This is a genomic window from Lentzea sp. NPDC037011, from assembly GCF_055607425.1.
Map to the genome: position 1 here is coordinate 221,941 of NZ_JBVJRT010000013.1, position 12,936 is coordinate 234,876.

15 protein-coding genes are annotated in these 12,936 nt (G+C 69.7%); 9 read left to right on the forward strand and 6 right to left on the reverse strand.

All coding sequences use genetic code 11. From position 1 onward, the window contains the following. The first annotated feature begins 42 nt into the window (after positions 1–42). Together ACZ7CH_RS34275 and ACZ7CH_RS34280 are read left to right on the forward strand one after the other, a co-directional pair. Positions 43–1,077, forward strand: a complete 1,035-nt coding sequence (locus ACZ7CH_RS34275) for a glycerate kinase family protein (protein WP_470375807.1) — start codon at positions 43–45, stop codon at positions 1,075–1,077. Between the two features lie 165 nt (positions 1,078–1,242). Continuing rightward, complete coding sequence (locus ACZ7CH_RS34280; RefSeq protein WP_053737629.1) at positions 1,243–1,611, forward strand: HesB/IscA family protein; 369 nt, start codon at positions 1,243–1,245, stop codon at positions 1,609–1,611. Positions 1,612–1,695: 84 nt separating this feature from the next. Here the strand turns inward: ACZ7CH_RS34280 and ACZ7CH_RS34285 are convergent, their stop codons facing one another. Continuing rightward, positions 1,696–1,869, reverse strand: a complete 174-nt coding sequence (locus ACZ7CH_RS34285; protein WP_360397423.1) for a hypothetical protein — start codon at positions 1,867–1,869, stop codon at positions 1,696–1,698. A gap of 158 nt (positions 1,870–2,027) precedes the next feature. Between ACZ7CH_RS34285 and ACZ7CH_RS34290 the strand changes: the two genes are divergently transcribed. Together ACZ7CH_RS34290 and ACZ7CH_RS34295 are read left to right on the forward strand one after the other, a co-directional pair. Continuing rightward, positions 2,028–2,960 (forward strand): carbohydrate kinase family protein, encoded by a 933-nt coding sequence (locus tag ACZ7CH_RS34290; RefSeq protein WP_470375810.1) that lies wholly within the window; start codon positions 2,028–2,030, stop codon positions 2,958–2,960. Positions 2,961–2,967: 7 nt separating this feature from the next. Continuing rightward, a complete protein-coding gene (locus ACZ7CH_RS34295) occupies positions 2,968–3,732 on the forward strand; it encodes a class I SAM-dependent methyltransferase (RefSeq protein ID WP_360397425.1) in 765 nt (254 codons plus the stop codon). Positions 3,733–3,783: 51 nt separating this feature from the next. Here the strand turns inward: ACZ7CH_RS34295 and asnB are convergent, their stop codons facing one another. Next, entirely contained in the window at positions 3,784–5,712 is a 1,929-nt protein-coding gene (gene asnB, locus ACZ7CH_RS34300) for an asparagine synthase (glutamine-hydrolyzing) (RefSeq protein WP_360397427.1), read from the reverse strand. A 169-nt stretch (positions 5,713–5,881) separates the two neighbouring features. Here asnB and ctaC point away from each other — a divergent pair, with 169 nt between their 5' ends. Then, positions 5,882–6,814, forward strand: a complete 933-nt coding sequence (gene ctaC, locus ACZ7CH_RS34305; RefSeq protein WP_360397429.1) for an aa3-type cytochrome oxidase subunit II — start codon at positions 5,882–5,884, stop codon at positions 6,812–6,814. A 12-nt stretch (positions 6,815–6,826) separates the two neighbouring features. Next, entirely contained in the window at positions 6,827–7,243 is a 417-nt protein-coding gene (locus ACZ7CH_RS34310) for a cytochrome c oxidase subunit 4 (RefSeq protein ID WP_360397431.1), read from the forward strand. Between the two features lie 174 nt (positions 7,244–7,417). On the opposite strand, the gene ACZ7CH_RS34315 is transcribed toward ACZ7CH_RS34310, so the two are convergent. From ACZ7CH_RS34315 to ACZ7CH_RS34330, 4 genes are all read right to left on the reverse strand, one after another. Next, positions 7,418–8,089: a lysophospholipid acyltransferase family protein gene (locus tag ACZ7CH_RS34315; protein WP_470375808.1), complete on the reverse strand. Its 672-nt coding sequence runs from the start codon at positions 8,087–8,089 to the stop codon at positions 7,418–7,420. 145 nt (positions 8,090–8,234) lie between these two features. Then, positions 8,235–9,275: an anthranilate phosphoribosyltransferase gene (trpD, locus tag ACZ7CH_RS34320; RefSeq protein ID WP_360397435.1), complete on the reverse strand. Its 1,041-nt coding sequence runs from the start codon at positions 9,273–9,275 to the stop codon at positions 8,235–8,237. A gap of 7 nt (positions 9,276–9,282) precedes the next feature. Then, a complete protein-coding gene (locus ACZ7CH_RS34325; RefSeq protein WP_360397437.1) occupies positions 9,283–9,693 on the reverse strand; it encodes a hypothetical protein in 411 nt (136 codons plus the stop codon). A gap of 64 nt (positions 9,694–9,757) precedes the next feature. Beyond that, a complete protein-coding gene (locus tag ACZ7CH_RS34330) occupies positions 9,758–10,147 on the reverse strand; it encodes a hypothetical protein (protein WP_360397438.1) in 390 nt (129 codons plus the stop codon). A 95-nt stretch (positions 10,148–10,242) separates the two neighbouring features. Here ACZ7CH_RS34330 and ctaE point away from each other — a divergent pair, with 95 nt between their 5' ends. From ctaE to qcrA, 3 genes are all read left to right on the forward strand, one after another. Beyond that, entirely contained in the window at positions 10,243–10,851 is a 609-nt protein-coding gene (gene ctaE, locus ACZ7CH_RS34335; RefSeq protein WP_285647246.1) for an aa3-type cytochrome oxidase subunit III, read from the forward strand. Positions 10,852–10,912: 61 nt separating this feature from the next. Beyond that, positions 10,913–11,725: a cytochrome bc1 complex diheme cytochrome c subunit gene (gene qcrC, locus ACZ7CH_RS34340; RefSeq protein ID WP_360397440.1), complete on the forward strand. Its 813-nt coding sequence runs from the start codon at positions 10,913–10,915 to the stop codon at positions 11,723–11,725. Continuing rightward, positions 11,722–12,849 (forward strand): cytochrome bc1 complex Rieske iron-sulfur subunit, encoded by a 1,128-nt coding sequence (qcrA, locus tag ACZ7CH_RS34345; protein WP_458433765.1) that lies wholly within the window; start codon positions 11,722–11,724, stop codon positions 12,847–12,849. The genes qcrC and qcrA overlap by 4 nt, the downstream gene beginning before the upstream one ends. Positions 12,850–12,936: the final 87 nt, after the last annotated feature.

A 12,936-nucleotide genomic window follows, 5' to 3' on the forward strand; every position in this document is an offset into this window, starting at 1 on the left:
GGCACCAGGGTAGGGCAGTGGTTCTTCTGTACCTTTCGCGAGGTGCGCGTACTCATCGCCCCGGACTGCTTCGGCGGCACCCTGACCGCCCGCGAGGCCGCCGACGCCATCGCCACCGGCTGGCACGAGGCCAAGCCGGACGACGTCGTCGTGCGGCGCCCGCTCGCCGACGGCGGCCCCGGCTTCGTCGAGGTTCTGCACGCCGCACTCGACGGCGATGTCCAACACACCACCGTCACCGGCCCACTCGGCACGCCGGTCGAAGCACGCTGGCTGCGGCACACCCACGACGGCAAGCGCACCGCGTACGTCGAGTCCGCGGAGGCGTGCGGCCTGCACCTCGTCCCGGCCGAGCTGCGCGCCGCGTCCTGCGAGACCGCCACGACCCGCGGCGTCGGCGAGCTCATCGCGGCAGCTGCGGCTGACAACGATGTCATCGTCGTCGGCCTCGGCGGCTCCGGCACTACCGACGGCGGCGCGGGCATGCTCGCCGCGTTGGCCGACGCCGCCGTCGAGCTGACTGATATATCGCTGGTGGCCGCATCGGACGTGGAGAACCCGCTGCTCGGCCCACACGGCGCCGCCCGCACGTTCGGCCCGCAGAAGGGCGCGTCCCCGGAAGCCGTGGAACGCCTCGAAGCCAAGCTCGCCGCCATGGACGTCCTGAAGCCCGTATCCGATATATCAGGCGCCGGAGCTGCCGGAGGTCTCGGCGCCGCCCTGCTCACCCTCGGCGCGACCGTGCGGTCCGGCGCCGGCCTCGTCCGCGAGCTCACCGCCCTCGACGCCGCACTCGACGCCGCCGACCTCGTCGTCACCGGCGAGGGCAGCTTCGACTGGCAGTCCCTGCGCGGCAAGCTCATCACCGCCGTCGCCGCCGGAGCGGCCGACCGCGCCGTCCCCTGCATCGCCATCGCCGGCCAGGTCAGCGTCGGCCGCCGCGAGATGGCCGCCGCCGGCGTCCAGGACGCCTACTCCGTCTCCGAGCACGTCGGCTCCGTGCAAAAATCGATTGCGGACGCCCGCAAAAGTCTCGTTGCAACGGCACGGCACGTGTCCCGGCAGTGGTCGCACTGACCCGCCGACTGATATATCGGTTGGCGTCGTCGCTGGTGGCTGGAGGGTGGCCCACGTGACGTTCGACAAGGGGCCGTGTTGTGGGACCATGGAGAGCGGAACAAAGCGGGGAACGCCCGTGTTGTTGAAGGGCGAACCGCCCGCAAAGGACCTCTTAGGAGAGCCATGACGACCGCTCAGGATGCCGCTTCGACCTCCGAGGCGCCGACCCACGGCGTGACGCTGACCGATGCGGCCGCCGTCAAGGCCAAGGCGCTGCTCGACCAGGAGGGCCGCGACGACATGCACCTGCGCATCGCCGTCCAGCCCGGTGGTTGTGCCGGCCTGAAGTACCAGCTGTTCTTCGACGAGCGCACGCTCGACGGCGACGCGATGGTGGACTTCAACGGCATGAAGGTCGCCGTTGACCGCATGAGCGCCCCGTACGTCGAAGGCGCCGTCATCGACTTCGTGGACACGATCGAGAAGCAGGGCTTCACGATCGACAACCCGAACGCCGGCGGGTCCTGCGCCTGCGGCGACTCGTTCCACTAAGGCGACCAATGCGCGAGGCCGCGTTCCCGCACGACGGGAACGCGGCCTCGCGCTGTGTGGACCTGCTGTCCGGGCTCCGAGCGGTCAGACGCCGTACTCGGCCAGGCCCTCGACCTGGCTCGTGCTGCGGTCGTCGATCAGCCAGGCCGCGGCCGCCCGCGGTGCGGGCAGGGGGTGCTCGGGGTGGGTCAGAGCGAAGGGGAGCTGCGCGCAGTCGTCGATCAGCTCGGTCATCGTGGTCGCCTCGGGGATCGTCACCGCTCGACCGTATGTCGGTGCTGTGACCTGCGAAAGCCCTACCAAACAGTAGTCTTCGCGGCTGCACTCGTCCGGGTCAGCCGCGCGTCGAGCAACAAGAAAGTGAGGGCCGACTGGTGCCGGTAGCCGTGTGCGGCAGCATCGCGACCGACCATCTCATGCACTTCCCCGGCCGGTTCGCGGACCAGCTGGTCGCGGAGCGCCTCGACCGGGTGTCGCTGAGCTTCCTGGTCGACGACCTCGTCGTCCGCCGCGGCGGCATCGGCGCGAACATCGCGTTCGGTCTCGGTGTGCTGGGGATGCGGCCGGTGCTCGTGGGCGCCGTCGGCAAGGACTTCGACGACTACCGCTCGTGGCTGGAACGGCACGGCGTCGACACCTCCGGCGTGTACGTCTCCGAGGTCGCGCACACCGCGCGGTTCGTCTGCACCACGGACGACGACATGTGCCAGATCGCCTCCTTCTACGCCGGCGCGATGGCCGAGGCCCGCAACATCGAGCTGGCCCCGATCGCGAACAGGGTCGCCGACCTCGAGCTCGTCGTGATCAGCCCGGACGACCCCGCCGCCATGCTCCGCCACGCCGAGGAGTGCCGTCAGCGCGGCTACCGCTTCGCCGTCGACCCGTCGCAGCAGCTGGCCCGCATGGACGGCGAGCAGGCGCGCACGTTCGTCGAGGGCGCCGAGTACCTGTTCAGCAACGACTACGAGTGGGAGCTGCTGCTCCAGAAGACCGGCTGGACCGAGGCCGACGTGCTGGCCAGGGTCGGCCGCCGGGTCACCACCCTCGGCGCCAAGGGCGTGGAGATCGTCGACCGCGACGGCTCCTCGCTGCACGTGCCCGCCGTCCCCGAGGTCGCGAAGACCGACCCGACCGGTGTCGGCGACGGCTTCCGCGCCGGGTTCCTCGCCGGCACCTCCGCGGGCCTCGGCCTCGAACGCGCAGCTCAGCTCGGCTCCCTGATCGCCGTCGAGGTCCTCGAGACCGTCGGCACGCAGGAGTGGAAGCTCGAGCGCGAGCCCGCCCTCGCCCGCATCCGCGGCGCGTTCGGCGGCGAAGCGGCTGAGGAGATCGCCCCGGTCCTGCCATGATCGGACAATGGGGACGTACCTGTTAGGCGACTCCGGTGAGTCGCTCGACCCGCAGTTCGACGCGCTGAGCTCCCTGCTCGACGCGGGCACCTTCGCCCGCGTCGAGCGGCTCGGCATCACAGACGGCTGGCGCTGCCTCGAGATCGGTGGCGGTGGCGGATCGGTGGCGAACTGGCTCGCCGACGTCGTCGCCCCGTCCGGGCACGTGACGGTCACCGACCTCGACGTCTCGCGGCTGCGGGAGCGCGACAACGTCACCGTCCTCGAACACGACGTGGTGTCCAACATATTGCCGGGCAACGCGTTCGACCTGGTCCACGCCCGCGGCGTGCTCTTCCACCTCCCGGCCCGCGACCTCGTCCTGCGCAAGCTGCGCGACGCGCTGCGCCCCGGCGGCTGGCTCGTGCTCGACGAGTTCGACTGCCTCCCGCTGGAGGTCCTCGCCGCCGCCCCCGACGACGCCAAGCTCATCATGCGGGTGAAGAACGCCCTGCTCACGCTGCTCGACCAGGCCGGTGCCGAACTCGCCTGGGGCGCCCGCGTCGAACGCGCGCTGCAGGACGTCGGAATGCACGACGTCAGCGGCTCCCGCGAGGTGCAGGAGTGGCAGGGCGGCTCGTCGGGCTGCCGGCTGCTCGCCGCCAGCGCACGCCAGGCCCGCGCGAAGCTCCCGCTGTCCGACGACGAGCTCGACCGCTACCTGGAGCTCATGGCGGCACCGGAGACCGTCGTCAGCTCCTACGCGATGTGCAGCGCACAGGGCCGCCGGTAACCACCGCCGAACGAAAGGGCCCCTCCGCGGAGGGGCCCTTTCGCGTCCTGGCTAGAGCTTGACCGGGTAGTGCGGCTCCGGCACCACCGGCGTGATGCGGTTCTCGACGAAGATGCCGTGCCAGATCATGAACACCAGCAGCGCCCAGATGCGGCGGCTGTGGTCGAGCACGCCCGACCGGTGCTCCTCGATCAGCCGCAGCACCGCCTGCTTGTCGATGTACTGGTCGGTCTGCGACGCGCGCACGTGCTCGACCGCCCAGTCGTGCATCTCGTCCTTGAGCCAGTGCCGGATCGGCACGGGGAAGCCGAGCTTGCGGCGGTTCAGCACGTGCGCGGGCACGATGTCGCGGATCGCCTTGCGCAACGCGAACTTCGTGGTGTCCTTCGTGATCTTCAGCTCGCTCGGGATCTGCGAGGCGATCTTGAAGACCTCCGGGTCCAGGAACGGGACGCGCAGCTCCAGCGAGTTCGCCATGGTCATCTTGTCGGCCTTGACCAGGATGTCGCCGCGCAGCCAGGTGAACAGGTCGACGTGCTGCATGCGCGTGACCGGGTCCCAGTGCCGCGACTCGCGGTACGGCTGGGCCGTCACGTCCCTGTGCGAGGTGTTCGGGTCGTACGTGCGCAGGACCTCCCGCAGCTGCGGGTCGAGGAAGATGCGCGCGTTGCCGTAGTAGCGCTCCTCCAGCGTCAGCGCGCCCCGGCGCAGCAGGTCCTTGCCGCGCACGCCCTGCGGGATCTTCGTCGACACCTTGCCCATCGCCTTGCGCAGCGCCCCCGGCACCTTCTCGAACGCCGACAGCGACAACGGCTCGCGGTAGATCGTGTACCCGCCGAACAGCTCGTCCGCGCCCTCACCGGACAGCACGACCTTGACGTGCCGGCGCGCCTCCCGCGCGATGAACCACAGCGGCACCAGCGCCGGGTCCGCCACCGGGTCGTCGAGGTACCAGGTGATCAGCGGCAGGGAGTCCATCATCTCCTGCGGGCTGACCGTGCGCACGACGTGCTTCACGCCGATCAGCGCCGCCGACTCCGCCGCCACGTCGACCTCGGAGAAGCCCTGGCGCTCGAACCCCGTGGTGAACGTGATCAGGTCCGGGTTGTGCTCCTTGGCCAGCGCCGCGACCACGGTGGAGTCGATGCCGCCGGACAGGAACGAGCCGACCGTCACGTCCGCGCGCATGTGCTTGGCGACCGAGTCGCGCAGCGCGGCGGTGATCTCGTCGTACAGCGCGTCGGCCTCCGCCTCGCTGCGGACGGTGCGCACCCGGAACTCGGCCGGGAAGTACCGCTCGAACCGCGGCGCCTCACCGGGGACCAGCGTGAACGAGTGACCGGACTCGACCCGGTGGATCGAGTCGTGCAGCGAGTCGGGCTCCGGCACGTACTGCAGCGTCAGGTACTGCTGCAGGCCCTTCACGTTGAGCTGCGGGTTGATGGCCAGCGTGCGGGAGATCTCCAGCAGGATCTTCTTCTCGCTGGAGAACGCGACGCCCAGCGCCCCCTGCGCCCAGTACAGCGGCTTGATGCCGAACGGGTCGCGGCCGCCGAACAGCACCCTGCGCTCGGCGTCCCAGATGATGAAGGCGAACATGCCGCGCAGCTTCGAGATCGCCGCGGGGCCGAAGTAGTGGTAGGCGGCGACGATCGTCTCGGTGTCGCCGTCGGTGTGGAAGACCGCGCCGTGCTTCTCGGTGAGCTCGGCACGCAGCTCCAGGTAGTTGTAGACCTCGCCGTTGAAGTTGATCGTGTACCGGTTCGGCGACTCCGGCGGTCCCCAGGTCAGCGGCTGGTGGGAGTGCTCGATGTCGATGATCGCCAGGCGGTTGAACCCGAAGACGACCTCGTCCACCCGCCGCGTGCCGCTCTCGTCCGGGCCGCGGTGCCGCATGCAGCGCAGTGCGGACTCCACCGCCGGGCGGGCGCTCTCGGCCTCGTTCTCGCTAGGGCATACAAGTCCTGCCAGGCCGCACAAGGCTCTCGCACCTCTCAGAAATACGAAGGGGGAAGTCCCCAGTATGCCGAAGGGGCTCTGTGTGACCGAAACTGCACCGCAGCGGCGGTGCCCCCGAGGGGTGAGCCCTCCCGCGCTGGGCTACGCTCCCGCTTGATCCGTTGGCATGGAACGAGGAGGCGGGCGAGCAGTGGGCCTGAAGGAGGGCACCAGGGCATCCCGGCTGGCGAAAACCGCTGGCCTGGTGGGCCTGGTCGGTATCGGGGCCACCGGTTGCTCCACGGACGAGGTGCTGCGCTTCGGCTGGCCGGTGGCCGTCACGCCGCAGGCCGAGAAGATGCGCGAGCTCTGGACCTGGTCCGTGATCGCCGCGCTCGTCGTCGGCGTCATCGTGTGGGGTCTGATCCTGTGGTCGGTGGCGTTCCACCGCAAGAAGTCGGAGGAGCTGCCGCGTCAGACGGCGTACAACCTCCCGCTGGAGATCGTGCTCATCGTCGTGCCGACGGTGATCGTGGCGGTGCTGTTCTACTTCACGGCCGTCACGCAGAACTACGTGACGGACAAGTCGGGCAAGCCGGACGTGAACGTCGACGTCATCGCGTTCCAGTGGAACTGGGAGTTCCAGTACCCGGACCACAAGACCGAGGCGGGCAACGTCGTCAGCACGGTCGGCACCTCGGGTGAGGTCCCGATCCTGGTGCTCCCGGCCGGCAAGCGCGTCCAGTTCACCCTGGAGTCGACGGACGTCATCCACTCGTTCTTCGTGCCGGAGTTCCACTTCAAGCGGGACGTCTTCCCGGACCCGAAGAAGAACAACCAGGACAACGTCTTCCAGATCGACGAGATCAAGCGTCCCGGTGCGTTCGTCGGCCGGTGCGCCGAGCTGTGCGGCTCCTACCACGCGGTGATGAACTTCGAGGTCCGCGCCCTGGAGCAGGCGGACTTCGACAAGTACATCGGGTTCCGCAAGGAGACGAACGAGAAGACGGGCAAGCCGTACACCACGGCCGAGGCGCTCGCCAAGGTGGGCTGCAAGGACTGGTGCTCGCCGCTGGCCACCACGACCACCCCGTTCAACACCGACCGGACCGCCCGTGAGGCGTCCGGCGCGGGTCAGAAGTAGGGACGCCCCGCGATGAAGATCGAAGCTCGCGTATTCGACCTGGTGATGGCCTTCTCGTTCCTGATGGCCGTCGTCTACGGCTACTGGACGCACCAGGCGACCGGCGCGGTCGAGCCCGCCGGCACGGTGGCGCTCGCGCTCACCGGTGGTCTGGCGCTCATCGTCGGCACCTACTTCCGGTTCGTCGCCCGCCGCATCGAGGTCCGTCCCGAGGACAACCCCGAGGCCGAGGTCTCCGACGGTGCCGGTGAGCTGGGCTTCTTCAGCCCCGGCTCGTACTGGCCGATCGGCCTCGCCGCCGCGGCGGCGACCGCGGGTGTCGCGGTGGCGTTCTGGCACGTGTGGCTGCTCGTGATCGCGATCATCCTCGTGCTGATCACCGTCGGCGGCCTGGTGTTCGAGTACCACACCGGACCCAACCACGACTGATATCCGATATATCGGATATTTGCTCTACCGAGGCCCCCTCTGTTCGCGGAGGGGGCCTCGGTCGTGCACGGCGTCCCGCATCTCGCACGAAGGCCCTCCCGTCGCTGTGCTCGCGCCAGCGGGGGAGGGCCTTCGACATGGTCCCTGCGACGGCCTCAGCGGGCCGTGAGCGGTCTAAGCGGCGACCGGGGTCTTCTGGTACGCGTCGACGTACTCCTGGCCGCTCAGGTCGAGGATGCGGTAGATGATCTCGTCGGTGACGCTGCGCAGCACCGGCAGCGACTCCTGCATGCCGTCGTAGCGGCTGAAGTCGAGCGGCTCGCCGAACCGCACGGTCACCGGGACGACCTTCGGGAACCGGCTGCCGACCGGCTGGACCTTGTCCGTGCCGATGATGCCGACCGGCACGACCGGCGCACCCGACTCCAGCGCCATGCGCGCGACACCGGTGCGACCGCGGTGCAGCATGCCGTCGAGCGAGCGGGTGCCCTCGGGGTAGATGGCGAACGCGTCCCCGCGCGCCAGGATCTCCGCCGCCGTGTCGAGCGCGGCACGGGCGTCACGGCCCTTGCCGCGGTGCACCGGCACGTGGCCCAGCGACGAGAAGAACCAGCGGGACATCGCGCCCTTGACCCCGGTGCCGGTGAAGTACTCCGCCTTCGCCAGGAACGACACGCGCCGCGGCACCACCATGGGGATCACGACGCTGTCGATGAAGCTGAGGTGGTTCGCCGCCAGGATGACGGGGCCGTCGGTCGGGACGTTCTCCAGACCGACGACCACCGGGCGGTAGACCATGCGGGCTGCGCGCGCGACGACGTGCTTCATCACCGGGTAGAGGACCATGGCTCCAGCATTCCAGGTGGCGGTTGCCGCCGGGTTACCACGTGGCGCGCATCTCCGGGCCGTCACTCGCACGGACTACGCCACTGCGGCAGCTGCACCGGCCCGGTCACGCGCCGAACGCGCCGCGTGACCGAACCGGGTGGTCTCAGCCCTTCAGGGACGTCGAGAGCTCCACCCAACGGCCCAGCAGCGTGCTCGCCGCACCCGAGTCGACCGCCTCGGCGGCACGGCCCAGCGAGGCCGCCAGGTCGGCGTGCAGGTCGCCGGAGAACCCGCCGTGCGCCGCGATGGCGCCCGCCGCGTTCACGAGCACCGCGTCGCGCACGGAACCCGTCTTGCCGGCCACCAGGTCGCGGACCACCTGGGCGTTGACCGACGCGTCGCCGCCCTTCAGGTCCTCCTCGCGCGCGGGCTGCACACCCAGCACCGCCGGGTCGATCCGCTCCTCGCGCACCTCGCCGTCCTGCGCGAGCCACGCCGACGTCGTCGTGGTGGTCGTGATCTCGTCGAGGCCGTCGTCACCGCGCACGACCAGCGCCGTGTTGCGGCGGCGTGCGAACACCCCCGCGATCAGCGGAGCCGCGACCGCCCGCGCGCAGCCGATCAGGCCGACCTGCGGCTGCGCCGGGTTCGTGAGCGGCCCGAGCAGGTTGAACGACGTCGGGATGCCGATCTCCCGCCGCACCGGGCCCGCGTGCCGGAAGCCGGGGTGGAACACCGGCGCGAAGCAGAACCCGATGCCCAGCTCCGCCACGGTCGCCCGCACGCCCTCCGGCGGCAGGTCGATCGCGACGCCCAGCGCCTCCAGCACGTCCGCCGTGCCGCACTGCGACGACGCCGCCCGGTTGCCGTGCTTGACCACCGGGACGCCCGCCGCGGCCGTGACGATCGCGGCCATCGTCGAGATGTTCACCGAACCGGAATGATCGCCGCCGGTGCCCACGATGTCGGTCGCGCGCACGCCCACGTCGAAGCGGCGGGCGTGGCTGAGCATCATCGTCGCCAGGCCGTCGACCTCCTCCGGCGTCTCGCCCTTCGCGCGCAACGCGACGACGAACGCCGAGATCTGCGCCGGCGTCGCCTCACCCGACATGACCCGGTCCATGCCCCAGGCCGTGTCGTCGGCGGTCAGGTCGACACCGTCGAGCAGGCGGTTGAGCAGCGACGGCCAGGTGCGCTCGCCCATCGCGGGCTCAGCCCCTGACGACGGGAACAGCCGAGCCCCGCAGCACCTCTGCCACGGTCTCGGCGGCGGCCAGCGGGTCCAGCGGGTGCACCAGCACCGCGTCGGCCTGCGACCAGGTCGCGAGCCACCGGTCGTCCTTGCGGCGCACGGCCACGACGATCGGCGGGCAGTTCGTGATCTCGTCCTTGAGCTGGCGGGACAGGCCCATGCCACCGGTCGGCTGCGCCTCGCCGTCGAGGATCAGCAGGTCGACGGTGCCGTTGTCCACCTCGTACAGCACGTCGGCGATCGCGCCGGCCTCGACGTAGTCCACGCGGGGCAGGTCCGGCGCCGGGCGGCGGCCGACGGCAGTGATGATCGTCTCACGCACCTCGGGTCGGTGGCTGAACACCAGGATCTTCGTGGTCTGCGTGCTCATCTCTCGATCCTCCACTGCTACTGCTGACTGGGTCGTGAAGAAAGTGACCAAGGTCGCGGCGATGCTATCGGGCCGGTTGCAGGGCGTCCCACCCCAGGGCGTCACCGCCGAGCCGCTGCGCCAGCGACGCCATCCGCGACCGCTCCTGCGCGCAGTGCAGCGCGTCCAGCTTCTGCACCCGGCTGATATGCGATATATCACCGGCGACGAGCACCCAGCCGTCCGGCTCCAGCAGCTCCCGCGCGCGTTCTACCTGGTCAGGCGGGATGCGGACGTGGTGCCGCAACACCGCGAGCTCGTCGGCCCGCCACCGCGGCGACCGCGCCAGAGCGGCCGAATCGGCCTCCACGACGTCGAACGCCTCGACGACCACGACGAGGTCCGGATCGTTCAAGGACAGCACCGGTTCGTCCCGCCGGTGCAGCAGTTCCCGCAATCGGCCCAGCAAGCCCATCCCTTTGACCTCCTCCTGGGTCACGCGCCATGTGACCCAGCCGACCCATGATCCGCCCAGGACCCGATGGGCGGGCGGAAATAGCGCAGGCAATAATGCTGCTCGTGACCACGGCAGCGCCTTCAATCGGCCAGCGCGTGCACTCGCTGAACCGCCCGAACATGGTCAGCGTCGGCACGATCGTCTGGCTGTCCAGCGAGCTCATGTTCTTCGCTGGCCTCTTCGCCATGTTCTTCACGGTGAAGGCCCAGAACGAGGGACCTTGGCCCCCGCCTCCGACCCACCTGAACGTCCCCTACGCGTCGGTCTTCACGATCATCCTGGTCGCGTCGTCCTTCACCTGTCAGTGGGGCGTGTTCGCAGCGGAGCGCGGTGACGTCTTCGGTCTGCGTCGCTGGTACATCGTGACGCTGATCATGGGCGCGATCTTCGTGGGCGGCCAGGCGGGTGAGTACGTCGAGCTGGTCGAGCACGGCACGACGATCCCGTCGTCGGCCTACGGCACCGTCTTCTACCTGACGACCGGCTTCCACGGCCTGCACGTCATCGGCGGTCTGATCGCGTTCGTCTACCTGTTGATCCGGACGAAGCTCAGCAAGTTCACGCCGGCTCAGGCCACCTCCGCCATCGTCGTGTCGTACTACTGGCACTTCGTCGACGTCGTGTGGATCGGCCTGTTCGCCATCATCTACATCGTGCCCTGACCCAGTCGGCACACAGCCAAGCCACGAGCTCCCGAACTGACAGCAAGGGTTGCCGCACACCATGACCACCACTACGAAACGCCCCCGCGGCGCCCGCACGAAGCTGCGCCGCCGGGTCGCCGGCCTGCTCGCACTGGGGTTCGGCCTGCTGAGCGCCGGCCTGCTGTTCACCGCGTTCGCGCCCACCGCGCAGACCGCGCAGGCACAGCAGCAGGACGCCCTGGTCCGCCAGGGCGAGCAGATCTACCTGAACACCTGCCAGAGCTGCCACGGCAGGTCCCTGGAGGGTGTCGAGAGCCGCGGGCCGAGCCTCGTCGGCGTCGGTGACGCCGCGGTCTACTTCCAGACTTCCTCCGGCCGCATGCCCATGGCGCGGCAGGAGGCGCAGGCCATCCGCAAGCCCGCGAAGCTCTCCCCTGAGGAGATCAACGCGCTGATGGCCTACATCGACGCCAACGGCGGCGCGGGCCCGAAGAAGCCCTCCGAGTCCGGCGAGGCCCTGCGCGGCGACAACCCGGCGCGCGGTGGCGAGCTCTTCCGCCTCAACTGCGCCAGCTGCCACAACTTCACGGGGCGTGGTGGCGCGCTGTCGTCCGGCAAGTTCGCGCCGGCGCTCGACGGCGTCACCGAGGACCAGATCTACACGGCGATGCTGAGCGGCCCGCAGAACATGCCGAAGTTCGGCGAGCGCCAGCTCACGCCGGAAGAGAAGAAAGACATCATCGCGTACGTCAAGTCGGTCACCGACGGGAACAACAACTCCGGCGGTAACGCCCTGGGTGGGTTCGGACCCGTCTCCGAGGGCTTGATCGCGTTCATCGTGGGCATCGCCGCGCTCATCGGCGTGACCCTCTGGATCGGAGCCAAGGCATGAGCGGCGACAAGCCGACCGAGCTGCCCAGCGAGGCAGAGCTCGCGGAGATGAGCCGGGACGACCTCGTCAAGCTCGGCACCAGGATGGACGGCGTCGAGCTCGTCCACTACGAGGAGAAGTGGCCGGTCGAGGGCACGCGCGCCGAGCGCCGCGCCCAGCGCCAGGTGGCCATCTGGTTCCTGATCTCGGCGCTGTCCGGCCTCGCCTTCCTCGGCGTGTTCCTCTTCTGGCCGTGGGAGTACGAGTCCCCGTCCAACGCCGAGGGCCACCTCCTGCACAACCTGTACAACCCGCTGATCGGCCTGTTCCTCGGCCTGTCCGTGCTGGGCCTGGGCGTCGGCGCGCTGCTCTACACCAAGAAGTTCCTCCCCGACGAGCTCGCGGTGCAGCAGCGCCACGACGGCCCGTCGACCGCGGTCGACCGCGCCACCCTGGTGGCCGAGCTGTCCGACGCGGGCCAGCGCAGCGGCATCGGCCGCCGCAGCCTGATCAAGCGCACCGCCGGTCTCGGCGCGGGCGTGCTGGGCCTGGGCGTGGCCGTCGTCCCGCTGGGCGCGCTGGTCAAGAACCCGCACTCCGACAGCGAGACCAAGAACTCGCTCTGGCACACCGGCTGGAAGGCGGAGAAGGGCGAGAAGGTCTACCTCCGCCGCCACACCGGCAACTTCCACGAGGTCTCCCTGGTGCGTCCCGAGGACGTCGAGCCGGGCGGCTTCGAGACGGTCTTCCCGTTCCGCGAGTCCGAGCGGAACGACGAGCACGCACTGGTCGCCGCCCTCAAGCGGGCCGACGCTCCGGTCATGCTCATCCGCATGCGGCCGAACCAGGCGATCACGAAGCGCGCGGGCCAGGAGGACTTCAACTACGGCGACCTGTACGCGTACTCGAAGATCTGCACGCACCTGGGTTGCCCGACCTCGCTGTTCGAGCAGCAGACCGGTCTGCTGCTCTGCCCGTGCCACCAGTCGCAGTTCGACGTGTTCGAGTACGCCAAGCCGCGGTTCGGGCCGGCGACCCGTCCTCTCCCACAGCTTCCGATCACTGTGGACGAAGAGGGATACTTGGTTGCCCGCAGTGACTTCATCGAGGCTGTGGGTCCGGCGTTCTGGGAGCGTAAGTCATGAGTGCCATCACCACGCCGACGAAGCCGGCCAACGCGGCCGCGCGCGTCGCAGGGGCGGCGGCCAACGCTGCCGATGAGCGGTTCCACG